This is a genomic window from Arthrobacter sp. Y3221157, assembly GCF_059089865.1.
Genome location: NZ_JBNHFD010000058.1, coordinates 1 through 23,532 on the forward strand (window position 1 = coordinate 1; position 23,532 = coordinate 23,532).

28 protein-coding genes, 1 pseudogene and 1 riboswitch are annotated in these 23,532 nt (G+C 67.1%); of the genes and pseudogenes, 11 read left to right on the forward strand and 18 right to left on the reverse strand.

Annotation, left to right across the window (positions count from 1 at the left end):
- The 6 genes and pseudogenes from AC5RTT_RS14025 to AC5RTT_RS14050 form a co-directional block, all read right to left on the reverse strand.
- Positions 1 to 188: pseudogene (locus AC5RTT_RS14025) on the reverse strand (phosphoheptose isomerase); the annotation flags it as partial.
- Complete coding sequence (locus AC5RTT_RS14030; protein ID WP_494145708.1) at positions 185 to 1,438, reverse strand: glycosyltransferase; 1,254 nt, start codon at positions 1,436 to 1,438, stop codon at positions 185 to 187. The gene AC5RTT_RS14030 and the pseudogene AC5RTT_RS14025, both read right to left, overlap by 4 nt.
- Positions 1,435 to 2,469, reverse strand: coding sequence for a glycosyltransferase (locus AC5RTT_RS14035; RefSeq protein WP_494145709.1), 1,035 nt, complete (start codon positions 2,467 to 2,469; stop codon positions 1,435 to 1,437). The genes AC5RTT_RS14030 and AC5RTT_RS14035 overlap by 4 nt, the downstream gene beginning before the upstream one ends.
- Positions 2,466 to 3,554, reverse strand: coding sequence for a glycosyltransferase family 9 protein (locus AC5RTT_RS14040; RefSeq protein WP_494145710.1), 1,089 nt, complete (start codon positions 3,552 to 3,554; stop codon positions 2,466 to 2,468). Before AC5RTT_RS14040 ends, AC5RTT_RS14035 begins: the two co-directional genes overlap by 4 nt.
- Positions 3,554 to 4,090: a D-glycero-alpha-D-manno-heptose-1,7-bisphosphate 7-phosphatase gene (locus tag AC5RTT_RS14045; protein WP_494145711.1), complete on the reverse strand. Its 537-nt coding sequence runs from the start codon at positions 4,088 to 4,090 to the stop codon at positions 3,554 to 3,556. The genes AC5RTT_RS14040 and AC5RTT_RS14045 overlap by 1 nt, the downstream gene beginning before the upstream one ends.
- Positions 4,091 to 4,266: 176 nt before the next feature.
- Positions 4,267 to 5,223 carry a sigma-70 family RNA polymerase sigma factor gene (locus AC5RTT_RS14050; RefSeq protein WP_494145712.1) on the reverse strand — a complete coding sequence of 319 codons (957 nt, stop codon included), beginning with the start codon at positions 5,221 to 5,223 and terminating at the stop codon, positions 4,267 to 4,269.
- Between the two features lie 146 nt (positions 5,224 to 5,369).
- On the opposite strand from AC5RTT_RS14050, the gene AC5RTT_RS14055 reads away from it, so the two are divergent.
- The gene (locus tag AC5RTT_RS14055; protein WP_494145713.1) at positions 5,370 to 6,410 is read left to right on the forward strand and encodes an NAD-dependent epimerase/dehydratase family protein; all 1,041 of its coding nucleotides are present in this window, start codon (positions 5,370 to 5,372) and stop codon (positions 6,408 to 6,410) included.
- 43 nt (positions 6,411 to 6,453) lie between these two features.
- Here the strand turns inward: AC5RTT_RS14055 and AC5RTT_RS14060 are convergent, their stop codons facing one another.
- Positions 6,454 to 6,945 (reverse strand): hypothetical protein, encoded by a 492-nt coding sequence (locus tag AC5RTT_RS14060; protein WP_494145714.1) that lies wholly within the window; start codon positions 6,943 to 6,945, stop codon positions 6,454 to 6,456.
- Between the two features lie 186 nt (positions 6,946 to 7,131).
- Between AC5RTT_RS14060 and AC5RTT_RS14065 the strand changes: the two genes are divergently transcribed.
- From AC5RTT_RS14065 to AC5RTT_RS14090, 6 genes are all read left to right on the forward strand, one after another.
- A complete protein-coding gene (locus tag AC5RTT_RS14065) occupies positions 7,132 to 8,100 on the forward strand; it encodes a hypothetical protein (protein WP_494145715.1) in 969 nt (322 codons plus the stop codon).
- The gene (locus tag AC5RTT_RS14070; protein WP_494145716.1) at positions 8,100 to 8,531 is read left to right on the forward strand and encodes a phage holin family protein; all 432 of its coding nucleotides are present in this window, start codon (positions 8,100 to 8,102) and stop codon (positions 8,529 to 8,531) included. Before AC5RTT_RS14065 ends, AC5RTT_RS14070 begins: the two co-directional genes overlap by 1 nt.
- Positions 8,528 to 9,223, forward strand: coding sequence for a DUF3618 domain-containing protein (locus AC5RTT_RS14075; protein ID WP_494145717.1), 696 nt, complete (start codon positions 8,528 to 8,530; stop codon positions 9,221 to 9,223). Before AC5RTT_RS14070 ends, AC5RTT_RS14075 begins: the two co-directional genes overlap by 4 nt.
- 104 nt (positions 9,224 to 9,327) lie before the next feature.
- A complete protein-coding gene (locus AC5RTT_RS14080) occupies positions 9,328 to 10,539 on the forward strand; it encodes a YihY/virulence factor BrkB family protein (protein WP_494145718.1) in 1,212 nt (403 codons plus the stop codon).
- Positions 10,540 to 10,950: 411 nt separating this feature from the next.
- The gene (locus tag AC5RTT_RS14085) at positions 10,951 to 11,208 is read left to right on the forward strand and encodes a hypothetical protein (protein ID WP_494053767.1); all 258 of its coding nucleotides are present in this window, start codon (positions 10,951 to 10,953) and stop codon (positions 11,206 to 11,208) included.
- A gap of 123 nt (positions 11,209 to 11,331) precedes the next feature.
- Positions 11,332 to 11,508 (forward strand): CsbD family protein, encoded by a 177-nt coding sequence (locus AC5RTT_RS14090; RefSeq protein WP_494010967.1) that lies wholly within the window; start codon positions 11,332 to 11,334, stop codon positions 11,506 to 11,508.
- 59 nt (positions 11,509 to 11,567) lie between these two features.
- Here the strand turns inward: AC5RTT_RS14090 and AC5RTT_RS14095 are convergent, their stop codons facing one another.
- From AC5RTT_RS14095 to AC5RTT_RS14105, 3 genes are all read right to left on the reverse strand, one after another.
- Positions 11,568 to 12,047: a Dps family protein gene (locus tag AC5RTT_RS14095; RefSeq protein WP_494145731.1), complete on the reverse strand. Its 480-nt coding sequence runs from the start codon at positions 12,045 to 12,047 to the stop codon at positions 11,568 to 11,570.
- Positions 12,048 to 12,175: 128 nt separating this feature from the next.
- Entirely contained in the window at positions 12,176 to 12,853 is a 678-nt protein-coding gene (locus AC5RTT_RS14100; RefSeq protein WP_494145719.1) for an O-methyltransferase, read from the reverse strand.
- A 73-nt stretch (positions 12,854 to 12,926) separates the two neighbouring features.
- A complete protein-coding gene (locus AC5RTT_RS14105) occupies positions 12,927 to 13,250 on the reverse strand; it encodes a thiamine-binding protein (RefSeq protein WP_494010969.1) in 324 nt (107 codons plus the stop codon).
- Positions 13,251 to 13,370: 120 nt separating this feature from the next.
- Between AC5RTT_RS14105 and AC5RTT_RS14110 the strand changes: the two genes are divergently transcribed.
- Both AC5RTT_RS14110 and AC5RTT_RS14115 read left to right on the forward strand, forming a co-directional pair.
- Entirely contained in the window at positions 13,371 to 14,036 is a 666-nt protein-coding gene (locus tag AC5RTT_RS14110; protein WP_494145720.1) for a TetR/AcrR family transcriptional regulator, read from the forward strand.
- Positions 14,037 to 14,225: 189 nt separating this feature from the next.
- Positions 14,226 to 14,450 (forward strand): hypothetical protein, encoded by a 225-nt coding sequence (locus AC5RTT_RS14115; protein ID WP_494010971.1) that lies wholly within the window; start codon positions 14,226 to 14,228, stop codon positions 14,448 to 14,450.
- 96 nt (positions 14,451 to 14,546) lie between these two features.
- On the opposite strand, the gene AC5RTT_RS14120 is transcribed toward AC5RTT_RS14115, so the two are convergent.
- The 6 genes from AC5RTT_RS14120 to AC5RTT_RS14145 form a co-directional block, all read right to left on the reverse strand.
- Complete coding sequence (locus AC5RTT_RS14120) at positions 14,547 to 14,762, reverse strand: hypothetical protein (protein WP_494145721.1); 216 nt, start codon at positions 14,760 to 14,762, stop codon at positions 14,547 to 14,549.
- Between the two features lie 65 nt (positions 14,763 to 14,827).
- A complete protein-coding gene (locus AC5RTT_RS14125) occupies positions 14,828 to 15,082 on the reverse strand; it encodes a hypothetical protein (protein WP_494145722.1) in 255 nt (84 codons plus the stop codon).
- Positions 15,083 to 15,195: 113 nt separating this feature from the next.
- Positions 15,196 to 15,507 carry an AzlD domain-containing protein gene (locus AC5RTT_RS14130; RefSeq protein WP_494145723.1) on the reverse strand — a complete coding sequence of 104 codons (312 nt, stop codon included), beginning with the start codon at positions 15,505 to 15,507 and terminating at the stop codon, positions 15,196 to 15,198.
- Positions 15,504 to 16,286, reverse strand: coding sequence for an AzlC family ABC transporter permease (locus AC5RTT_RS14135; protein WP_494145724.1), 783 nt, complete (start codon positions 16,284 to 16,286; stop codon positions 15,504 to 15,506). The genes AC5RTT_RS14130 and AC5RTT_RS14135 overlap by 4 nt, the downstream gene beginning before the upstream one ends.
- Positions 16,287 to 16,345: 59 nt before the next feature.
- On the reverse strand, positions 16,346 to 17,719 hold the full coding sequence (locus AC5RTT_RS14140; RefSeq protein WP_494145725.1) for a CoA transferase: 1,374 nt from the start codon (positions 17,717 to 17,719) through the stop codon (positions 16,346 to 16,348).
- A gap of 6 nt (positions 17,720 to 17,725) precedes the next feature.
- Positions 17,726 to 18,625: a glycerophosphodiester phosphodiesterase gene (locus AC5RTT_RS14145; RefSeq protein ID WP_494145726.1), complete on the reverse strand. Its 900-nt coding sequence runs from the start codon at positions 18,623 to 18,625 to the stop codon at positions 17,726 to 17,728.
- Between the two features lie 49 nt (positions 18,626 to 18,674).
- On the opposite strand from AC5RTT_RS14145, the gene AC5RTT_RS14150 reads away from it, so the two are divergent.
- The gene (locus AC5RTT_RS14150; protein WP_494145727.1) at positions 18,675 to 20,021 is read left to right on the forward strand and encodes a DUF445 domain-containing protein; all 1,347 of its coding nucleotides are present in this window, start codon (positions 18,675 to 18,677) and stop codon (positions 20,019 to 20,021) included.
- Positions 20,022 to 20,048: 27 nt separating this feature from the next.
- Here AC5RTT_RS14150 and AC5RTT_RS14155 read toward each other — a convergent pair whose 3' ends face one another.
- Both AC5RTT_RS14155 and AC5RTT_RS14160 read right to left on the reverse strand, forming a co-directional pair.
- A complete protein-coding gene (locus AC5RTT_RS14155) occupies positions 20,049 to 20,798 on the reverse strand; it encodes a LamB/YcsF family protein (RefSeq protein WP_494145728.1) in 750 nt (249 codons plus the stop codon).
- The gene (locus AC5RTT_RS14160; RefSeq protein ID WP_494145729.1) at positions 20,782 to 21,591 is read right to left on the reverse strand and encodes a hypothetical protein; all 810 of its coding nucleotides are present in this window, start codon (positions 21,589 to 21,591) and stop codon (positions 20,782 to 20,784) included. The genes AC5RTT_RS14155 and AC5RTT_RS14160 overlap by 17 nt, the downstream gene beginning before the upstream one ends.
- 206 nt (positions 21,592 to 21,797) lie before the next feature.
- A riboswitch (glycine riboswitch) is annotated at positions 21,798 to 21,898 on the forward strand.
- Positions 21,899 to 22,058: 160 nt separating this feature from the next.
- On the opposite strand from AC5RTT_RS14160, the gene AC5RTT_RS14165 reads away from it, so the two are divergent.
- On the forward strand, positions 22,059 to 23,532 hold a 1,474-nt coding region (locus AC5RTT_RS14165), incomplete at its 3' end, for a glycine dehydrogenase (protein WP_494145730.1).

Here is a 23,532-nt window from a genome sequence, read left to right on the forward strand (position 1 = left end):
CAGGCGGCGAGCCTGCCGGACTGGCTGCGGAGCGAATCGAGCGCCGGAACCACGTTGTCCAGGTGGCTGCGGACGGCGTCGGCACTGTCCGGGTCGACAAAGGCCGCTCCCGGCAGCACTGCGGGCAGCGCCGGCGCGGTGGCCAGCGCCGTCAGGTCGGCTTCCCTCAGGGACCATTCAGCAGTCACAGCGCTGCTCCTTCCATGGGTATGGCACCGGCCGGGGTGTCCGCCACGGCGAGCTGGTAGGCCTTCTCCGTTTCGGCGGCCACCCGCTCCCACGAGTACCTGGTGCGGGCACGCACCTGGCCGGCGTTGCCGAGTTCGGTGCGCAGGTCCGGGTTTCCGAGCAGCAGCGCGAGCGCCGAAGCGATTGCTTCCGGGTCCCGCGGGGGCACGTGCAGGCCGGTGGCGTGGTCCACCACGGTGTCCCGCAGGCCGCCTACGGCAGCCGCCACCACCGGAACGCCGCAGGCCATCGCCTCCAACGGGACGATGCCGAACGGCTCGTACCAGGGCGCGCACACCACGGCATCGGCGCTGCGGAAGATCCCGGGCATTTCGGCGCGGGTCACCTGCCCCTGTAGCGACACCTGGTCCTCGACGCCCAGTTCGGCAGCCAGGGCCAGCAGCCGGCGCACCTCCGGGTCCGCGTGCAGCACCCCGGAGTCGCCGCCGCCGCCCACAATGAGGAGCTCGACGTCGTCGAATCCCGCGGCGCGCAGGTGCGGCAGGGCGCGGATCACCAGGTCGACACCCTTGCGCGGAACCAGCCGCCCCACCGAGAGGATCCGGTAGCGGCGCTTCCGGGCGGCCGCGGGTCCCTCAGCGGAGAAGAAGCCCAGGTCCACGCCGCAGGGGGCGATGGAGATCTTGCCCGTGGTGATACCCATGGCCTTGAGCTCGAAGACCTCGTCGGAGCAGGTGGCGATGATCCGGTCCGCAGAGCGCCCCACTCCGGGCTCGAGCCAGCGGCGTTCGGCGGGGCTGGTGTCCTCTGCGCCCTGGTGCCGGCGTTTCACCGTGCCGAGGGCGTGGAAGGTCTGGATCACCGGGACGCGGTATCCGGCGTCGGGCCGGCGCGCAGCGTCAAGCGCGGCGAGGCCCGACATCCAGAAGTGCCCGTGCACCACGTCCGGCGGCCGCTGGCCCCAGTCCCGGGCCACCCCGTCAGCGAGCTCCCCCATATAGGGCAGCAGCTCATCCTTGGGAACGTGCCGGGCGGGTCCGGCATCGACATGGACAACCTCAAGCCGGCGCCCCACCCGGACCCTGGGGGGAAGCTCCGTTGCATCCCTGCGGGTATAGACGGTGACGTGGTGGCCCCGCTCGGCGAGCGCCTCGGACAGCGCGGCAACATGGACGTTCTGTCCGCCCGCGTCCACTCCGCCCAGGGCTGCCAGCGGACTGGCGTGCTCAGAAATCATGGCGATTTTCATGGGGTCTTCCTCTCTAGCGCCGGGACAAGGATCCGCTCGTCCGGGTGCTCATTGACGGAGTGCCGGGGCTGGCTCCGCAGGTCCGCCAGCAGCTCATCCCAGCGGTCCTGGAACGTGCCCAGGTTGTAGCGCTCCAGTGCCGCCTCACGGGCGGCTGCGCCCCGCCGTCGGGCTTCATCCGGGTTGGCGACCAGCCGCTGCGCACAGCGGAGCAGCTCGTCAATGTCGGCGGACACGGCGCCGGCTTCCGGCGGCACCGCCCGCGGCGCTTCGGTGGTGGCCAGGGCCACCACCGGCATCCCCAGGTGCATGGCTTCCAGGAGGGACAGGCCCAGGGACGTCCAGCGCATGGGGTGCACGTAGACGCGGCACCGGGCCAATTCCCGGTGCAGTTCCTGCGTCTTCAGGTCGCCCCGGGCCGTCAGCCTGGAGGCATCTATCCCGGTGGCCGCAGCGAGCCCGTCCGTCTTCATGCCGAACACCTGGAGGGGTGCCACCGAGGCAAAGGCCGGCAGCAAATCCGTCCCCGTCACCCGGCCGCGCCGCACCGGCTCGTTGACCACCACACCCAGCTCGGCCAACTCCCCGGTGTAAAGGTGTCCGGGATCCGGGATGCCGTGCTCAATGACGGTGACGGGGGCGGAGCCGTTGTCCCAGGCCAGCCTGTTGAAATGGGTCACGTGGACCACCGGGATACTGTCCTGGTCCGCGAGCGGATGGCCGGTATTCGGGAAGTTGCCCTTGGGGGTGTTGTGCTCCACGTACACCGCCGGCAGGTCGCGGCCCGGGGTCCGCCCCAGCAGCCGGGCCACTTCCGCGAGCTCTTCGGGGCGTTGAAGCACGACGGCGTCAACAGCGCCGGCGTCGAGCGTTGCCAGGTCCACCTCGCGCACTGAAGGCGGCCAGTCCCTGCCGGCACGGCCAAGTCCCCAGGCACCACCTTCCGGCAGGACAGGAAGCAGGTACTCATGACGTCCGCGAACAAACGCGTCCGTCCAGGAACCGTGGACATGCCAGAGCAGCATTTTCATCTGTTACGGGCCTTTCTACGGGTGCTGACATGGGTGCTGAAGGAGCTGACTCCGCCGATCAGCCGTTCGACGGCAGCAACCACCTCCTCGGGTGAGACGGAGTCGAGGCAGGGATGGCCCGGGACCGGGCAGACGCGGGCGCGGGTCATCCGGCAGGCGGCGTTTTGGTCACCCAGGAGTTCCAGCGGCACCCCGTACGGCGCCCAGCGGATGGCGGGAACCACGGGCGAAAACAGGCACGCCACAGGAGTGCCCACTGCCGCTGCGAGGTGGGCGGGGCCCGTGTTCCCCGTGACAACCACGTCGGCCCCCGCCATGACCCCCGCCAGGGTGGAAAGGTCGGTCCGGCCGCCGAGGTCCAGCGCCGAGGGACCGGCCACCGTGGCGGTCAGGGAGGCCTCGTTGGGACCACCCGTGACCACCACACGGTGACCCGCGCCCTGCAGGAGTTCGACGGCCGCCGCGTGGTGCAGCGGCGGCCACGCCCTGGCCGGGACGGCAGCCCCTGGATGGACCACCACGTAAGGTTCGGTTCCCACTAAATCCCGTACATCGGGGATGGACGCCAAGCGGAGCTTGCCGTCGTCACCGGCCGGCAGCCGGAACCCGGCGGCCTGCGCGATGCCCAGCGCCCGCTCGGCCTCGGGCTGGTCCTCCGGGAAATCCTCCCCGGGTTTGAGCCGGACATCCAGCAGCGAACCGGCGTAGTCAGTGGACGCGCCGGTGATCCGCTCCACGCCGGCCAGCCTCAGCAGCAGGGCCAGCGGCAGCGGGGACTGGTGGAAGGAAGTGAGGATGACCGCTTCGGTGATCCTTGAATTGCGGACGAAATCGATGAGCCGGTCCGCGTGGGGACCGGTCATCTTTGGCGCGGGGTTCATGATCCACGGGCTGTCCCAGCTGTAGACCTCCGCGGCACCGGGCAGCAGCGCAGCGGCAGCCTCCCCCTGCCGGCCGCACAGCATCACCACGTGGTTGGCGCCGCTGCCGTCAGGAATCCTGCCGTGGGCCACCGCCCGGACCGCAGGCCCGGCCAGGAGGACATCGCCCATGCTGTCCAGGCGTGCCACCAGCACGCGGCCCATCAGGGCGCCCCCTGCAGCAGGCCGACGGCGCCCGCCAAGTCAGGGGCGACCAGCCGCGCCGCTGCCACCTCCTCAGCCCGGGTCACCGGGGTGGGAACCAGCACGCCTGTTGCTCCGGCGGCCTCCGCGGCACGCACATCGGCCCCGATGTCGCCAATGAGTGCTGCCTCGGATTCGGCGATGCCCAGCTTCCGGCAGGCGCTGTGGATCATCGCGGGCTGCGGCTTCCGGCAGGTGCAGCCGTCCTGCTCCGAGTGCGGGCACACTTCCCACACGTCGAAGGGCCCCAGCAGTTCTTCCACCCTGGCATTCACGCCCGCCACATCAGCTTCGGTGATCAGGCCCCGCGCGATGCCGGACTGGTTGCTGATGACGCCGGTGGCGATGCCCTCGGCCCGGAGGCTGTCCAGCACGGCTTTGGCGCCCGGCATCGGCCGGACCAGTGCTGGGTCCCCGTTGTACGGCACATCGACCACCAGGGTTCCGTCCCGGTCGAACAGGACAGCGCGGAACTTGGACGTTTCGGAGCTTCCCATATCCAACCTGTTCCCTCCTCCTACTGCTCCTAAACAGGGACGCGGGCTTTTCTCGGCTTTCGGACCGGAAAGATCCGAGCCGCTGAACAGGCAAGATAGGAAATTCTGGGTTGCTACTGCTCCTTCCGCACTCCCGAGGAGATGGTTTCCGTGGCGGGCGTACTGGCTTTCAGGGACTAAACGGGCCTTGCCTTGGCACCCATCCGGTGGGCGTTGGCGGCCAGGCCGGAACCCCTGCCGCTGGGGACGCTGCGCAATGATCCTGCGCTGCCGCCTGCCCGGCCTGTCGCCGCGCTTCCGCTGGCTGTGCGGGTACCGCCGTCCTGGGCAGTGCCGCCGGGAAGGGAACTGTTTTCAAGCCGTCGCTGGAGTTCCACCAGGACGCGGGCCAGCCGCCGCGAAACCTGCATCTGGGACATGCCAAGCCGTTTCCCCAACTGCACCTGGGTCTCCTCGCAGAAATAGCGGCGGTATAAAAGCTCCCGGTCCGCGGCGTCCAGGTCCTGCATCGCTTCACGCAGGCAGGCCAGGTCCTCCAGCCGCTCCAGTGGTGTTTCCGGGCAGGCCAGCACATCTCCAATGGGCGGCGCGTCCGAGTTGGGGTTGACGGCGTCGAGGGAATCCGGGTGCATGCTGCTGGATGCCGAGATGGCTTCCTGGACTTCCGCAGGATCCGTCCCCAGCTCTCCGGCCAGTTCCTCCACGCTGGGGTTCCTTCCCAGTGCCTGGGTCAGTTCCGGCTCGGCGCGGAACAGCCTGGTCCGGAGGTCCTGGATGTGCCGTGGTGGGCGGACAACCCAGGTGCGGTCCCGCAGGTACCTCTTCAGCTCACCGGTAATGGTAGGGGCGGCGTAGGCGGGGAAACTTTCACCCTTGGACTGGTCAAAACCGCGGGCCGCCTTGACCAGGCCGAGGTAGGCCACCTGGTTCAGGTCGGCCCGTTCGCGCCCGCGTGCCTCGAACCGGCCGGCAAGGGCTTCCGCGAGGTCCAGGTAGCCGAGGACCAGGTCGTTTTCAAACGTTTCCCGGAGGCGTCCGGAGGCGGCGGTTGAGGGGTTTCGATGCGGGAGTTCTGGTTGTTCCCGGTGGACTGGCGTAGCATCCACGGCAAGCGCGGCGAAATATTCGGGCATTGTCGTTGGTTCCCTCAGTCTGGTTCCGAAAGCCTGCGGCAAGACTTAGAAGTAGGAAATCATAAGGTTGCTTATAAAACAATCCTTCCCGCTATAGGCTCAACACATAAGCGGAATCAGCACACCCCCGCCGAGGAGCCTTTTTCATGCGCATCGCCATCACCGGAGCCAGTGGAAACGCAGGGACAGCACTGCTGCGGAATTTGCAGGGCCAGCTGTCAAAAAGGCCGGGAAGCCTGGAGGTGGTTGGAATGAGCAGGCGGCTCCCGGACACCACCCGGGAGCCGTATTCAGGTGTTGCGTGGCACGCTTTGGATGTCGGCCTGGAGCAGGACAAGCCACTGCTGGAGGCAGCGCTGCGCGGGGTGGACGCCGTGGTCCACCTGGCATGGCAAATCCAACCCAACCGGGACCTTGAGCAGCTCTACCGGACCAATGTCACAGGCACCAGGAACGTTTTGGCGGCGGCCAAGGCAGCAGGCGTCAAACAGGTTGTGTGCGCATCCTCCGTCGGCGCCTACAGCAAAGCACCCAAGGACAGGCTCACGGATGAATCATGGCCGGCGGAGGGCATGCCGGGCTCGCATTACAGCCGACACAAAGCCGAACAGGAGAAACTGCTGGATGACTTCGCCGCGGCCCAGCCGGGCATCTCCGTGGCGAGGCTCCGGCCGGGCCTGATCTTCCAGCGGGACGCGGGCAGCGAAGTCGGCAGGTATTTCCTGGGTCCCGTATACCCGCGGCTCCTGCCGGCCCGGCCCCGGGTTCCGCTGCTGCCCGCACCTGACAACCTCGTCTTCCAGGCGGTCCACGCGGACGATGTGGCGGAGGCATACTGGCGGGTCATAGACCAGCGGGCCAGCGGGGCATTCAACATCGCCGCCGAACCCGTCCTCACACCCCAGGAACTGGCGCGCATCGTTGGTGCGCGCAGGATCCTTCCGATCCCCATGGGACTGCTCCACAAGATGGTGGGCCTCGCCTGGTGGCTGCGGCTCGTGCCCACCGATTCAGGTTGGGTGGACATGGCAGCCGGGGCACCGGTCATGGATACCAGCCGGGCACGCCGCATCCTGGGATGGGAAGCGCGAACTTCATCCGTCGACGCCGTCAAGGAAGTCCTGGAGGGCATGGGAAAGGGGAAGGGAGTAACCCCTTCCCCCGTCCTCAAACCGCGCAAACCCTGATCCGGGATGCCTCCCGGGCCTCTCGACGGGAGCCGTCGCCAGGCTAGATACCGGTCCGCGGGTTGTCGCCGTCGCGGCGCGCTGCCTCCTCACGCGCAGCATCCTTCCGGTCATAATCCACGTGGCTGCCCTCAGTGCGTTCGGTGCGTGCGTCGCCATGGGGCCCCGCCCCCCGCCTGTTGCCATCCCTTCCGACGTCGGGGTCCACTTCATCCGCCTTGCGGGTATGGTCCGCCACGTCGGCGCGAAGTGACTGGGCTTCCCGGGCCGTCGCATCGGCCTCCTGCTTCAGCCGGGCGGCATTCACCTGCGCCTGCTCCGCATCTGCACGGGCACGCGCTGCCTTTGCCTCGCGTTCCCGGGCATCAAGTTCCTTGTCTTGTGCCTCACGGCGGATTTCGGCCGCTTTTTCCCGGTGGGCTTCATCGCGTTTTTGCTGCATCGCCTTCCGGCGCCGTCCGGTTGCCAGCAGCAACACAATCAGGACCAGCACAACAATGGCCACTACCACCCAAACCCATGGAGCTGTTTCCAAACTACCCACCACTTTCCACTTCGATGTCCGGGCAGGCCTGCGCCATTCCGGGTGACGTTTACTGGAACCGTTATAACTCGCTTAGCAAGGGTACTTACCTTTTATTAGTAATCATGCTTATTATTTTACGGCCAGTATTGCTGGTTCTTGATCAACAACCGGCCTTCTTGGAAAGAGAGAGCGAAGATGACAGAGAACCAATGGCCCGAGGATCCCGCCTACACGGCTCCCCCGGCCTCAACGGGAGTACCGGGCGAGCGGACTGCCGCCACCTTTCCAGCCGCCGCCACTCCGTCGACCGGGGTACCACAGACCGGTGACACGTCAGGAACGTCCCGCAAGGACGCAGCAAAGGAAGAAGCAGCGGACGTAGCCCGCACGGCAAAGGACTCCGCGCAGGGCGTGGCCCAGACGGCCAAGAGTGAGGCTGCCAATGTGGCTGCCGAGGCGAAGAACAGCGCGCAGGACCTGCTGCACCAGGCCAAGACGGGCCTCAGCAGCCAGGCCGGCACGCAGCAGCAGAAGGCGGCCGAGGGCATCCGCACCATCTCCGGCCAGCTGCAGAGCATGGCTGACGCCCCGGACCAGCAGGGCATGGCCAGCGACCTCATCCGGCAGGCTGCTGAGCGCACCTCCTCCATGGCAACGTGGCTCGAGAACAAGGAACCGGGGGACCTTCTGACCGAAGTCCAGCGCTTTGCGCGGAACCGCCCCGGAACCTTCCTGCTGCTGGCAGCCGGTGCCGGCGTCCTGGCCGGACGCCTCACCCGTGGCCTGACCGCAGGCGCCCCGGAAACCTCATCGACAACACGCCCCAGCGCCGGCCTGTCCGGGCAGTACTCCGGCACCCCGTACGGTGACCAGTACAGCGAGGCGTACGCCCCTGCGGGCGGCACCGTCCCGCCCCCTCCGGTCCAGCTCCCCGGCCCCGCCACCACTACGGCAGGGTACGACGGCGGCGCTCCCGGCAGCGGTTATGCCGAACCCGCGCGTCCTGCCAGCGCCTTGGACAGCCCTCAGCTGGTGGAAGAACCATGGTCGGGCAACCGGGTTGCTGATGATCCCCTCCGCGACCGCGACCTGGCGGACGATCCCATGGCTGGGGACCCGCTCACCCGGGACCGCAGGGCGGATGGCCAGACTGGCGGGTTGTGATGAGTAGCCAGATTCCTGAGCCGGCGCCGAGTGAGGCGCATCAGAAGGCCGATAACGCCTCCCTTGGCGAGCTCCTGGGTGATGTGACCCGGGACCTGTCCACCCTGATGCGCCAGGAAGTGGAGTTAGCCAAGGCCGAAGCCAAGCAGTCAGCCACCAGGGCAGGGAAGGGCGGCGGGATGCTCGCCGGCGCCGGCGTGGCCGGACACTTCGTCCTGGTTTTCCTGTCCCTGGCCCTGATGTTCGCCCTCGGCGCCCTGATGCCCCTGGGCTGGGCCGCCGTGATCGTCGCCGTGGTCTGGGGCATCATCGCCGCGATCCTGGCCAGCATTGGCCGGAAGGAACTCAAGCAGATCAAGGGCCTGCCGCAGACCGGCGAAACCCTTTCCGAAATTCCCCCAACCCTAAAACCAGGTGAGGTCAACCGATGAGCGAGAACCCGGACGCAATCCGCCAGAACATAGAAGAAACCCGCGCACGGCTGGGCACCAACGTGGACGCCGTCGCGGACAAGGTCACCCCGTCCAACATCGTCAACCGCCAAACCGGCAAGGTCAAAGACGCCGTGACCGGGGTTAAGGAGAGAATCATGGGAGCAGCCGACTCTGCCACGTCCAAGGTGCAGGACAAGGTCGGCTCCGCCACCTCCACCGTCCAGGACAAGGTCCACTCGGGCGGCGGCCACACCAGCGACGCCCTGCACAGCACCGGGGAATCCCTTCACGGCGCCAAGGACAACGTCTCCGCTAAGTTCTCCGATGCCGGCACCGCAATCTCCCAGGCACCGGACCAGGTCAAAGCCAAGGCGCAGGGCAACCCCCTGGCCGCGGGCCTGATCGCCTTCGGCGCCGGGATGCTCGTGTCATCCCTGATCCCGCCGAGCCAGAAAGAACGCGAAGCCGCGGACCAGCTCAAAACCGCCGCCCAGCCCCTGGCCGGCAAGGTCACCGACGCCGCCAAGGACATGGTCCAGGACCTCAAGGAACCGGCCCAGGAAGCGATGGAAAACGTCAAGGCCACCGCGACCGACGCAGCCCAGGCAGTCAAAACCGAAGGCCAGCACGCCGCCACCGACGTCAAGGACCGCGCCACCGACGCCAAAACCAACGTCCAAAACACCTGATCCCAGGCCGCGGCAACGCAAGCCAACTGCACTCTATGACAGGCCGGCTCCGCCACCCGCGGAGCCGGCCTGTCCGTTTCAGCCCTTGATCGAGAGGACACATCATGGCCACTCACGACGCATCCGAAACCAGCACCGCCAAGGCAGGGCAGGCACCGGATCCGAACGACTCCAGGAAGCCGGACAGCCCCAGGGACGTGGACAAGCCATCCTGGAAATACATACTCAAGAAGACCCTGCGCGAGTTCAACAAAGACCAGTGCACTGATCTCGCTGCAGCGCTGACGTACTACGCCGTCCTGTCATTGTTCCCGGCCATCCTGGCCCTGGTGTCAGTGATCGGGATCTTCGGCGATCCGGAAAAAACCACAACTGCCCTGCTGGAGATCGTCCGTGGTTTCGCCCCCGCCGAAACTGTCAATACGGTGGGCGGAGTGGTCGAGGACCTGGCCAATGCACCGGCGGCGGGGCTGACGCTGGTCATCGGCCTTGCCACCGCCCTGTGGTCTGCATCGGGCTACGTTGGTGCGTTTGGCCGGGCCATGAACCGGGTGTATGAGGTGGATGAGGGCCGGCCGTTCGTAAAGCTGCGCGGAACCATGCTGGTGGTCACCCTCCTGGCGATTGTCCTCATCGCGATCCTCGCCGGCATGCTGGTCCTGAGCGGTCCTGTCGCGGAGGCAGTGGGCGGCCTGATCGGATTGAGCGGCGTTTTCCTCGCGGTCTGGGACATCGCAAAATGGCCGGTGATGGTGGGCCTCATCATCGTCATCATCGCGGTGCTCTACTACGCCACTCCCAATGTGAAACAGCCGAAGTTCAAGTGGATGAGCATCGGTTCGGGCATTGCCCTGTTCGTCTTCCTGCTTGCGTCCCTCGGCTTCGGGTTCTACGTGGGCAACTTCGGCAACTACAACAAGACGTACGGTGCCTTGGGCGGCGTGATCATCATGCTCCTGTGGCTCTGGATCCTGAACCTGTCCCTGCTGTTCGGCGCCGAGTTCGACGCCGAACTGGAACGCGGCCGCCAGTTGGAGGCCGGCATCAAGGCCGAAGAGACTATCCAACTGCCCCCGCGGGACACCAAGAAGAGCGAAAAACTCCAGGCACAGGAGGAAGAAGATATCCGGCATGGCCGTGAACTGCGTGAAAAGTACAGCGCCCAAAACGGCGGGAGCCCGGAAGATCCGGACACGAATGACAAGAACGGGCAACAGGAAACGGAGCCGCACCGCGACCGGGTAAAGGACAAGGTGCGGGACCGCGCCGAACATCGGGAGTCCCCGGGCGGCGAAGGAAACACCAACAGGCAGTAGCAGCAGCCGCTATGCAGGGAGAGGTACAGTGTCCGGCCCAGGGCACTGTACCTCTTCCGTGTGCGGTGGCCTTTTGCATCCACCGCGCTCCCGGCACCGACCGCAGGTACTAGGCAGGACCTCCAAGATGGGGGAAAATTAGAGGTAGGTCCAGTTGAAGATCCCGGGTTTGACAAGGGCCCGGGGCAAGGCGGGGCCGGCGGTGAGATGGCCTCCTCTGAGACCGAGGCCAGTCCCCCCAGTCGCCGTCGGCCCCCTCGATCCGCTCAGCTGCCACCCCTGGTTTCCGTGTCCTAACTGGACAAAGTTATCCGCACTGCAATACTTTCGTGATTACTCTGCTGGCCCGCTTGGTCCGGCAGGACCGCTGAAGCAGATACGGCGGCACACGGTCGACCCTAATGAGCGGACATGCCTGCTAACCACTTTGAAGAATTCCTTGCCGAAGCAGTTGTTCCGGACAGGGAGCCCGGCCTGGGCCTTGGACGCGACGAACTGTACGGCCTGTACACCAGCTGGTGCCTGATCCATAAGGCACAGCTCCAGCCGCCGGATGCCCTCTGGGTGGCCCTGGAGGACCACGGAATCAACCCGGACAGCAACAACCTGTCCATGACCGGGCCCGCCGCCGCCGACTACATCGTGGCCAGCGCACCGCCGCTGGTCTGATCCTTCTGCCCCCAAGTATCTGCAGGTCAAGGCGGGACAACCCCTGTTGGTGCGTCCCGAGTCTGGCTAGCATGGGATTATGGCTGGCGGCATCGCCGGCCACCAGCCGAAGGGAGCAATGCCATGGGTTTGGACGACAAGATCGACAACGCCGCAGAGAAGATGGGCGGCAAGGCCAAGGAGACCACTGGCCGGGCAACGGATGACGAAAGCCTCCGCACTGAGGGCCAGATGGACCAGACAAAGGCCGACCTGAAGCAGGCGGGCGAGAAGGTCAAGGACGCCTTCAAGAAGGACTAGGTCCACGTGAAAGGGTGCTGCCGCATGATGCGGCAGCACCCTTTTGCTGCGCCTGCAGACTAGTTCGCGGCCGGCTGGGTGACGGAAGCAGTGGGGGACATGGTTTCTGCGTTGACCATCCACGCCAGCTGTTCCAGCCGTTCGATGGCTGCGTGGAGCAGGTCGGCGCTGGTGGGGTCCTCGTCGTCGACGTCGTCATGAACGTCGCGCATTGTCTGCACCGCGCGTTCCAGCCGGGCGGTGATCAGCTTGACGGTGTCCTTGGTGGACGTCAGGCCCTCAGGGAACTCGTCCAGCCGGTTGTCCGCGGAGACGGTGCCGCTGCGCCCGTCAGGCAGTGCGTGCAGGGCCCGCATCCGTTCGGCAGTCTGGTCGGCGAAAAGCCGGCCCGCAGCGATGATTTCGTCCAGCTGCAGGTGCAGGTCGCGGAAGTTCGTGCCCACAAGGTTCCAGTGGGCCTGTTTTCCCTGCAGGTGCAGCTCAATCAGGTCGGTGAGGACCATCTGCAGGTTGCTGGCAAGGGTGGGAGACGCTTTCATCATGTACCTCCGATGCGGCCAGGCCGGCTGCCCTTCAGCCGGACCTCAATCCTAAGCATACTTAGTAACGGTCCTGCGACTGCCCCTGCCACGCCTTGCTGCCGGGCCGTCACAATGCTTAGCGGGGGCTAGCTGATCCTCGCAAGCGCGAAGCCGTCCCACCCCTTTGAGCCGACCGTCTGGATGACGGTGGCGTCCAGCCTCGGGTGCTCCCCCAGCAGCTTAAGGGCGTCCACGATGCCCGGGGCGTTCACGGGATCCAGGTCCGGGTCCAGGATGGCACCCTCCCAGACGGTGTTGTCCAGGACCACAGTGGCACCGGGCCGGCCCAGCCGCACCGCCCAGTCCAGGTACCGGCTGTTGTTCTCCTTGTCCGCGTCGATGAAGATGAAGTCGAAAGGCTCCCGGCCCTCCTCTACGAGCGCAGCCAGGGTTTCCAGCGCGGGTCCCAGGCGGATCTCCACCTTCTCGCCCAGGCCGGCATAATCGATGTTGGCCCAGGCCACCTCCGCGTGCTTGGGCAGGAATTCGCACGTGACCACTGTGCCGTCCTCGGGAAGCCCCCGCCCGATCCAGATGGTACTGAAGCCCGCGAGCGTACCGATTTCCAGGACGCGGCGGGCACCGGAGAGCTGGACCAGGAGCTTGAGCAGCTTTCCGGCATTCGGTGCAACCTCGATGGCGGGCATCCCCGCCTCCGCGGCGGAACTGATGGCCTGTTCCAGGGCCGGGTCCGGGTGGACCACCACGCGTGTCAGGTACTCTTCAGCTGCCGTCCACTCCGGCCGGGGCTTGTGCTCGAACATTGCCACAGTTTGGCACGGGCGGACTTGCTGGTCCAGAGAATAAGCAGGGCAAGTGGCCACCGGAAAAGATGACTCAGGAGCCGTCCGCCAGGGCGTCCTCCAGGCGCTCCACCTTGGCGGTGAGCTCTCCTGTGTAACCGGGCCGGATGTCAGCCTTGATGACCAGGGACACGCGGCTGCCGTACCGCCCCACCGCCTCAGTGGCGCGCTTGACGACGTCGAACACCTCATCCCATTCGCCTTCGATGGTGGTGAACATCGAGTCCGTCTGGTTGGGAAGCCCCGACTCCCGGACGATTTTCACAGCGGCGGCAACGGCGTCGTGGACGGAAGCGTCACCCGGCCGCGAGCCTTCAGCAGGGGTGCCGGACGGGGCAACAGAAAACGCAAGCAACATGGTGCCAGTCTGCCACGCCGTCCCAGCGGGCAACGGGCCGCTCGGCGCCGCCGCCGTCACATAAGCTCCTACCCTTCAGTAACGGTGAAGGCGCGCAGTTGCGTTGCTAACCTTTTGGGCATGAGTCTCGCAGTCGCCCGCAAGCCCCTCCGCGCCGACGCAGCGCGGAACGTGGACAAGATCATTACGGCGGCGCGCCAGTGCTTCCGGGAGTTCGGTCCGGATGTACCCCTGCAGACCATCGCCGTGACGGCCGGCGTAGGCCCGGCCACCCTTTTCCGGAACTTCGCGGACAAGGAGGAGCTTGTCCTTGCGGCATTGAACCGGCAACTCCGGCTCACCGTCGATCCCGTGATTGAGGGGGCGCTGGCCGATATCGATGCCGCCGCCGGCCTGTTCCGGGTGCTGGAGTCCCTTATGGATGCCTCCAGTGCCGACGCCAATCTGCTGGGCGCCGTGGCCGGCAGGCGCGAACTGCTCACCGGCATCGCGGGGTCCCTGATGGAATCCCTCAGCGTCCTGCTGGTGCGGGGGCAGGGGCAGGGAAGCCTGCGTCCCGACATCTCCATGACGGACATGTTCCGCCTGCTCGCCATGCTGATCAGTGTGGTGGACACCATGGAGCCAGGCTCCGACGCCTGGCGCCGTCCGCTGGCACTGGTGGAGGATGCCATCCGCACTGCCCGGCCGGCGCGCCCCCTGCCGCCGCATGTTCCAGTGCCTGCCGCCACAACCTCGCCCACGGCGCCCCTGATGGCCGCCCTTGGCGAACCCGGACTGGGGTAGGTTCCTGCCGGCAACGCACTTGGGCCGGCCACTTCCCGTGCAGCTGCCCCGGATCCGGGACCCATTGTGGGCGCCCACGTGGTGCAATACACTTCTCAAGAGGGTTACGCAGCCAGCCTCTGAACATCCCAGATGGAGCGACTCCATGAAGCAGTTCCTGCATTTCCGGCAGCCGATGGCCGCAGCGCGATGAACAGTTCAAAGCTCTCGCACTACCTCAACAATCCGCGCGATCCGGAAGAGGTCCTGCCCACATTAAGCGCGAATGAACTAGCGGACCTGCTGGACGCGCTGTACCAGAACCTTGACACGCCAGAACCCGAATTTGGCGCGCAGGCCTGGTACGACATGGCCGTCGAAGAAAGCTGCCGCCGTGCCGCGTTGCCGGACGGCGCCGCCCACGGAGTGGCATAGCAAGCCGGAATCATCTTCGTTCCGGCTGGATCAAGACCCTCCCCCACCAAAGCAGTTCCTGCTGGCCGCGGCCTGATGCCGGGGGCCGCGCCGCGCCTATTCCTGCCCGGCGCCCGGCCCGCGATCCCTGCGGTGTTCGTTGGGCACATGGTCCTTCGCTTCGATGAGATGCTGCTGCAGCTTCTCCTCGGCGTCCCGGCGGCGCTTCGCCGTATCCCGCATGTCCCTGGTGGACTCGGAGCCGCGGGGATCACGGTAGCCTGGACGGCGCCTGCCGGGCTGCTCCCCCGCGGGCTGTGACTCTACGTTCATTCCGGTTCCTCCTTTGGCCGCCCGTCAGGACTTACGGCATTCCGGTCCCTGGCGCCGGCAGTGGGTCAACCGCTGGCAGCGTCCCCCCTCTTGCGGATCTCCCGCCGTACCAGGGCCTGCAGCGCGGGAACCGGCGACGAGGGATCCGCCGTCAGGCCGGCGCGCAGCCTCTCGGCCAGCAGCTCCAGATCCTCCGGCGGGACGTCGGACAGTGCAGAAAATCGCGTGTAGAAGCGTTTGGACGGAAGCCCCGCCCGCCGTCGGGCATCTTTTCGGGGCCGGCCGGCTCTTTCTCCGGCAGCGTGCAGCTGATTGTCCATGGTCCCCGTTCACAGGAAATTCCGTGGCCGACTGCATAGCCGTTCCCATAGTACAGCCGGGGACTGCCATCGGAAGTGACCCACATCACCTGGCGCGGCTCCTCGGCGAACGGTTAACTCCAGCCCAGCAACCTCAGCAGGGCTGCCGTTCCCGCTCCGGCGAGAACCACCACCAGGAACGGGGCACGCAGTGCCAGGGCCACGGCGGCAGCGGCCAACGCACCGAGCCGTGCGTCGGCGGCCAGCGACTGGCCCGATGCCACGGCATTCACGATGGTGAGGGAGGCGAGCAGCCCGATGGTCATAGTTCCTGCGATGCGCGATATTCGCGGATCCTCCAGGAAGCGGGCCGGCACCAGGTAGCCCACCAGTTTCCAGGCATAGGCCAGGGCACAGGCCACCAGAAGCCAGAACCAGAGGCTCATGCGCCTGCTCCCGGAACAGGCCCGTGGCGGCCGCCGTCATGCTTTCCTCCGTGGCCCCCATCATGCCGGTGGCGCTCCCGGTAAGGATCCACGTCGGGTTCGAGGCCCTCGTCACTGCGCCCGTGGCTGAACCAGCCGATGGCTGCCGCTACGACGGCGGCCACCAGGATGGGCACCCCCGCGGGCACGAACGGAACGGCAATGACCGTGGCCACGGCGCACACCACGGCAATCGCCACGGGTTCGCGCCCTTTGAGCCTCGGCCAGAGCAAGGCCAGGAAGGCGGCCACCGCGGCGCCGTCAAGGCCCCATTGCCTGGGGTCCCCGAGCGCAGCGCCGGCAAGGGCACCCACCGCGGTGAACAGGTTCCACAGCACGTAGATCCCGATGCCGGCTGCCCAGAATCCGCGGCGCTGCTCTTCCGGATCGGTTTGCCCGGTGCTAGTGGCCGTCGATTCGTCGATGGTCAGCTGGGCGCCCACGTATTTCCGCCAACCGGTGGGCCTGAGCAGCGCGTTCAGCTGCATCCCGTAGATGCCGTTCCGCACGCCCAGCAGCGTTGCCGCGCTCATCGCCGCGATGCCGGAGCCGCCACCTCCCACCACGCCGATGAACGCGAACTGTGAGCCGCCGCTGAAGAGCAGGAGGCTCAGGGCCATGGTCTGCCAGAAATTGAGCCCGGAGGTGACGGACAGCGCCCCGAAGGACACCCCGTACAGCCCGGTGGCGATGCTGATGGAGATACCCACCCGGACGGCCGGTGATCCCAAGAGAAGCATGGTCCAACTCAATCACAAGGAGGACGGGCGTCCGAAACCGGTCTGGAGCCGCTGGCGGGTCAGGCCCAGGCCAGCCCGGAGCTGCCGTAGGGCGGTGGCGGATTGCGGTAGTCGAGCGGCAGCCCGTCCAGCAGCAGCGGAGGCGGGACGTACCGGAGCTCGCCGAAGGAGCTGCCCATGGTCCGGTAGTCGGGCGGCGCGAGTCCTGCTGCTGCTTCGTGTGTTCCGGCGAGGGAGAACAGTTCCCCCGCGGTCCTCGCCAGCGACAGCCGGGCGGTTCCACCCAGGCCGGTACGACGGCGGCCGGCAAGGAGCGTGACTGCTGCGGCTGCCGCTCCGTACCCGGTGGCGTGGTCCAGCGCCTGGACGGGCAGGGCACCCGGGTGCCAGCCGCCGTCGTCCGACTCCTGGCAGTACAGCTCTGCAATCCCCGCCGCCGCCTGCACGATGCTGTCGAAGCCCCGCAGGCTGCTCCACGGCCCTGTTGCACCCCAGCTGTTCAGCGTGACCACGGCCAGCCCGGGGCGGGCCTCCAGCAGGGCACCGGCATCCAGCCCGAACCGGTCCAGCGACCCCTTCCGGTAGCCGGTGACCACCACGTCGGCAGCTGCAATGAGGTCCCGCAGCCGGCTTTGGTTTTCGGGGCGGCCGAGGTCCGCCTCTGCACTGCGCTTGTCGAAACAGGTGTCCACGAACTGGTCGGACAGTTCGGGCAGCCGGGGCGGGTCGATCCTCAGGACGTCCGCGCCCAGCGCAGCCAAGAGCCGGGTGGCAACGGGACCGGCGATGACCCTGGTCAGGTCCAGGACGCGGACGCCGGCCAGCGGGCGTGCCCCGGCGCCTGCGCCAGCGGGTGGAGGACCTGCGCCAGCGGGTGGAGGACCTGCCGGAACCGCTTCCGGCCCCGGCATCCCGGCCAGGCCCATCCCTGTGGTTTCGCCGTCGGAGGAAGTCAGGGAAATCCACGGACCGGAACCGGCAGCCTCTCCCATCGGGGAGGCCAGCCACGCGCTGCGCGTCCGGACGGCAGCGGCAATCCCGCCCGCTGCCTGGATTGCCGCCTCCGCCTCAAGGGAAGCCATGGTCCGGAGCGCGGCATCCACCCCGGCGGGCGAGCGCGCGCCAAGGGCCTGCAGCAGGCGCTGCTCGTGGTGCGGGTAGTTGGCGTGCAGCCGGATCCAGCCGTCCTTCGTCCGCCGGAACCCGGACAACGGGGCAAACCCCTGCAGCTTCCGCCCGGCGATCCGCAGATGCCCGGACGAATCGAAGGCGGCGGCGGTCAGGGCCGGCGTGGTGGAGAACCTTCGGCGTCCACCGGTGTACTGGGTCAAGGCTGCCGCTGCGGCGGAGACGGCGCCCAGGGCGAGGCCCTCCACGTCCAGCGGCCCGGCCCACCAGCGGCGGGGACCGACGTCGTCCGGCTGTTTGCCCACGGCCGCCTACCGTCCCTGCGGCGAAGCCATCTGGAGCTGGCTCAGGACCCGGGCGGGCACATTGGTGGTGATTTCGTGGATCCCGAGTTCCTGGCACAGGGCCACATCTTCCGGGGAGTCCACCGTCCACACGCGGAACCGCCGGCCGGAGCCCAGCCAGCGCCGGATGGTAGCCGGATGCCCGCGGACGTAATCGATGCCCGGCCCCGCCAGCCCTGCCAGGCGGCCGTCCAGGATCCGCTCGCCTTCCAGCTGCGTGGCTTTCATCAAGTTAGCAATGGCTCCACCGGTGATCGGGCCCAGGCCAAGCCCGCCGCGAATTTCGTGGATATTGATGTCGTCCACCAGCTGGCAGACGTATTGCGCCGGGACGGACCGCAGCAGGTGCCGGACCGAATCCGGGCTGAAGCTCATGAAAGTCACCGCCACGTTGTCCACGGTAGAGCCGGCGGGATCCCAGCCCTCCCGGCGCAGCAGCTCCAGGACCCTGTCCTCAAGCTTCAGCTGGTAGGGGCTGGGATGCTTCAGTTCGATGGCGAGCCTGGTCGGCCGCCCGGCTCCCCGAAGAATGTCCAGCAGTTCGGGCAGGGTCAGGAACTGTGCGGACCGGGCACCGTACGCCTCCGGGATCCGCACGCCCTTCCACGACGAGAAATCGAGATGCCGCAGTTCGCGCAGTGTCCGCTCAGCCACCGGCCCCGTGCCGTCCGAGGTGCGGTCAAGGTTGGCGTCATGCAGCAGGACCACATGCTGGTCGCGGGTGAGGTGGACATCGCACTCCACGCCGTCCGCCCCGTCCGCCAGTGCCTGCAGGTAGGCGGCCCGGGTATGTTCGGCGAAGGCGGCACTCGCGCCGCGGTGCGCAAAGACCAGCGGCCTCTGCGGCAGTGGCTCCTCAAACCTCATGCAGACACGGTAGCCGACCGCGCCGCCACTGCGGGGCTAGGCTTGGCATATGCAGGTGAACTCTGAGCCAACTACCCAGGAAGCCCCGCCCCAGCCCGCTCGCCCGGTGCCGGACCACGCCCACGCGGCCTCCGCCGTCGGCCGCCGGCTTAGTGCCGGTGATGCCGAAAAGGCGGCAGCGCTGCGGAAAATGAAGCTGGTGGCCCTGGGCCTGCTGATCGCCATGGCGGTGGTTTTTGTTGTCGCCTTCGCGCTTCAGGACGAGTATCCCTGGCTGCAGTATGTGCGGGCGGCCGCGGAGGGCGGTATGGTGGGCGCCCTTGCCGACTGGTTCGCCGTGACGGCGCTGTTCAAGTACCCGATGGGCATCAAGATCCCGCACACCGCGATCATTCCGCGGCGGAAGGACCAGATCGGCGCCTCGCTGGGCGAGTTTGTGGAAACCAACTTCCTGTCCGAACAGGTGGTCCATGAGAAGCTTGCCAGCGTCAACGTCGCCCGCCGGGCCGGTGAATGGCTCGCCACGCCTGCCGGCGCGGAACGGGTGGCCAAGGAAGGCGCGGCGCTCATCCGCGGCGCGTTCAAGGTCCTCAACGACGACGACGTCCAGGCGGTCATCGAGGGAATGGTGCGCAAACATCTGCTCACTCCGCCGTGGGGACCTCCGGTGGGCAAGATGGCGGAGCGGATCTTCCACGACGGGCACCACCACAAGCTCGTTGACCTGCTGGTGGACCGGGCAGCTGACTGGGTCAGCGAGAATCACCAGACGGTGAGCCGGCTGGTCTCCGACCGCTCCCCCACCTGGGTTCCGCAGTTCGTGGACGGGCTTGTGGGAGACAAGGTGTACATCGAATTCCTCAAATTCGTCCGGGCAGTGCAAGAGGACCCGAACCACCAGGTCCGGCAGTCGATCGACAAGTACTTGAACGACCTCGCCCAGGACCTGCAGCACGATCCTGCGATGATCGCCCGAGCTGAAGACATCAAGGCCCAGGTCCTGGGGGACCCTGAGGTCCGCGAACTGGCCTCCCGGACCTGGGGAACGGTGAAGAACGCCCTGCTGGGTGCCGTGGACGATCCCGACAGCGACCTGACCATCAAGTTCAAGGCCGCGGTCCGGGACTTCGGTTCCCGCCTGGTCAGCGATCCCGAACTCGCCGGCAAGGTCAACGCCTGGATCGGCGACGCCGCCGGGTATCTGGTGCGCACCTACCGCTCGGACATTGCCGGGGTCATCACGGATACCGTGGCGCGCTGGGACGCCGAGGAGACGTCACAGAAAATTGAGCTACAGGTGGGCAAGGACCTGCAGTTCATCCGGATCAACGGCACCGTGGTGGGGTCGCTGGCCGGGCTGGCGATCTTCACGGTGGCCCACCTGGTCTTTGGCTGAGCGCCGCTGCCGGCCAGGGGCCGACGTTTAGGCGAAGGACTCCAGGTCAACCCCGGCAGCAACCAGGCCTGCCCGCACTCCCGCGGCCATCTCCACGGCGCCCGGAGTATCGCCGTGGATGCACAGCGAATCGGGCCGGACCTGAACCACGGTGCCGTCAACGGCCACCACTTCGCCCTTGGTGGCCAGCCGGACCGCCCGCTCCACCACCGCATCGACGTCGTGCAGGACGGCGCCATCCTGCGAGCGGGGGACCAAAGTTCCGTCGGCCTGGTAGGCGCGGTCCGCGAAGGCTTCAACGAACACCGGGTGGCCGGCCTCCTGTGCCTGCTTCAGCAGCTCCGAGCCCGGCAGCCCCAGGATGGGCAGTCCGGGGTCGTAGGCGTTGACGGCCGCCACCACAGCCTCGGCCTGTCCGGCATCATGCACCAGCCGGTTGTACAGCGCCCCGTGGGGCTTCACGTAGTCCACGGAGGCACCCACGGCGTGCGCGACGCCGTCGAGCGCTCCCAGCTGGTACAGCACATCGCCGAACAGCTCATCGAAACTGGCATCCAGCGAACGCCGGCCGAAGCCTGCCAGGTCCCGGTACCCCACGTGCGCACCGACAGTGACGTCGAGCTCGTAGGCTGCCCGGCAGCTGTCCAGCATGGTGATGGGGTCGCCGGCGTGGAACCCGCAGGCCACGTTGGCGCTGGTCACCAGCTGGAACATCGCGGCGTCGTGCCCCATCTTCCAGGAGCCGAATGATTCGCCGAGGTCAGCGTTGAGATCCAAAGGTGTTGCCTTCCAGCGTCTGCTTGTCGGGAGCTGCGGCGGCCTTCAGCTCCCCGGGGATGGTGTCCGGCATAGGTCCGAACGCTTCCTTGGCGTTCGACACCACGGCGCGGCCCATCATGAGGTTACCCGCTCCGCCCACCACCGCCCCGATCCCGAAGGGCAGGGCCCTTCCAAACAGCGCCGTGCCCTGGCGTTTGAGCAGGTTCTTGAGGAAAGCCTTCTGGATCCGGCTCCGGATGCTGCTGAACCCCGGCATCGGCATCGACTTGGACAGCATGCTGCCCCAGGCCTGGGTGGCGTTCGCGCCTTTGCCCGCAACCTGCCCGCTGAGCGCCCCGAGGAGGGACGTCCCCTCCTCGCCGAGCATGACGGCCATGACCATGGTGCTGGCCTTCTCCGGGTTGGTCAGCCGGATGCCATGGAGTTCGGCCAGTGAAGTGGCATACAGGGCTGTCGCTTCCAGGAACCCGACAGTGGCTGCCGCCGAAAGTCCCAGCGACGCCACCGTTCCAACGCCGGGCACCGCGGCGGTGGCACCCACCACCGCCCCGCCGCCCGTGACCGCACGCAGGTAATCGCGCTCCAAAATGTCGGCCAGCTGGGCGGCGGTGGCACGCGGATGCTTCTTCTGCAGCCGCCGGACATAGGCCACCACGAACGGACGCTGGATTTCCACCGCCCTCAGCAGCATGTTGTGGACACCGGGCTTGGGGTTGCCCTCGGCGTCGAACACCGCGTTGTGGGCGGTTTCCTGTGCGATTCGTACTGCGGGATTGCTGCGCCTGGCCATGGTCACCTCATTCAAATCGACCTGCAGCGGGAAGGCTGCCGTGCTCCTCCATCCTAAGTGGATAAACACTAAGCATGCTTAACTTCTGTACTGTGGCCGGGCTGCCAGAGCCGCTATTGCAACCGTGCGGCCGCATCCCGATTTGCCAAGGGCAGGCAAGGTCGTGTACCTTGTGAGCCGAATCACCCACATTTGAATAAGCCTTTCGAGCTGTGACGGGAGAGCTCTCCCGGACAACCACCGGACAGGCGCCGTAGGAGCAAATCCTCCCCAGGAATCTCTCAGGCCCATGTACCGTCACAGCGAGGCGACTCTGGAAAGCAGCCCGGCTTCCTGCCGGACTCACCGACGGTGCAAGAGTGCCCTGCCATGAGCGGGTGTCCTCGGAATCTCTCAGGTCCAATACAGAGCGGGGAGGAACCCATCCATGCCGTGCCATCCGTGGCCGGCCAGACCTGGAGTTCCTCATGACGATTCAATCCAACCCATCGGCCTTCGCCGACCGCCATATCGGCGCGCGCCGCCAGGCCGACGTCGACACCATGCTCAAGGCCATCGGCTACGACAGCGTGGACGGGCTCGTGGACGTTGCCGTTCCGGGATCCATCCGCCAGGAGCACGCGCTCCGGCTTGAGGACGCCCTCAGTGAGGTGGAGGTCCTCGCCGAACTGCGCAGGCTTGCGGCCAGGAACAAGACCGCGGTCCAGATGATCGGGCAGGGCTACTACGACACCGTGACGCCGCCGGTGATCCGCCGCAATATCCTGGAGTCCCCGGCCTGGTACACCGCCTATACTCCGTACCAGCCTGAGATTTCGCAGGGCCGGCTTGAAGCGCTGCTGAACTTCCAGACCATGGTCCAGGACCTGACCGCCCTTCCGGTGGCGAACGCGTCCCTTCTGGATGAAGCCACGGCGGTGGCCGAGGCCGTCCTGCTGATGCGCCGGGCCAACAAGAACAAGGATGCCAAGGATGGCAAGACGGTCCTGGATTCCGATTGCCTGCCGCAGACCATCGCCATCGTGCAGGGCCGTGCGGAGGCGCTGGGCTTCGACGTGGAGGTCGCGGATCTCTCCAAGGGCCTGCCGGACGGCGCCATCAACGGCATTGTCCTCCAGCAGCCCGGCGTGTCCGGCCGGGTGTGGGACCAGTCCGCGGTCATCACGGCGGCCAAGGAACGCGGCGCGCTTGTCACCGTTGCTGCGGACCTCCTCGCCCTGACCCTGATCACCCCTCCCGGAGAACAGGGCGCCGATATCGCCGTCGGCTCCACCCAGCGCTTCGGCGTGCCGCTGTTCTTCGGCGGCCCGCACGCTGCCTACATGGCGGTCCGGACCGGGATGGAACGCACGCTTCCCGGCCGCATCGTGGGCGTCTCCAAGGACGACGCCGGTGCCCCCGCCTACCGCCTTGCCCTGCAGACCCGCGAGCAGCACATCCGCCGCGAGAAGGCCACGTCCAACATCTGCACCGCCCAGGCGCTGCTGGCCATCGTCTCCTCCTTCTACGCCGTCTACCACGGACCGGACGGGTTGAAGGCCATCGCGGAGCGGGTCAACCACAACGCGCGGATCCTCGCCACTGCGCTTGGCGCCGTGGGCCGGGAGCTCGTCACCGATTCGTTCTTTGACACCCTCACCGTCCGCGTGCCGGGCAAGGCCCGCAAGGTCCTCACCGCCGCCGAGGCACGCGGCATCAACCTGCGCCTGATCGACGAGGACACCGTAGGTGTCTCCATTGATGAGACGACGACGGCGGCAACGCTTTCCGCCGTTGCCGTCGCCTTTGGCGCCGGTCCCGTCGGGGAGGCGAAGGGGTTCGAACTGCCCGCATCCGTGCTCCGCACCTCGGATTTCCTGCAGCATCCGGTGTTCAACACCCACCGGTCCGAAACCCAGCTGCTGCGCTACATCCGCAAGCTCTCTGACCGTGACCTTGCGC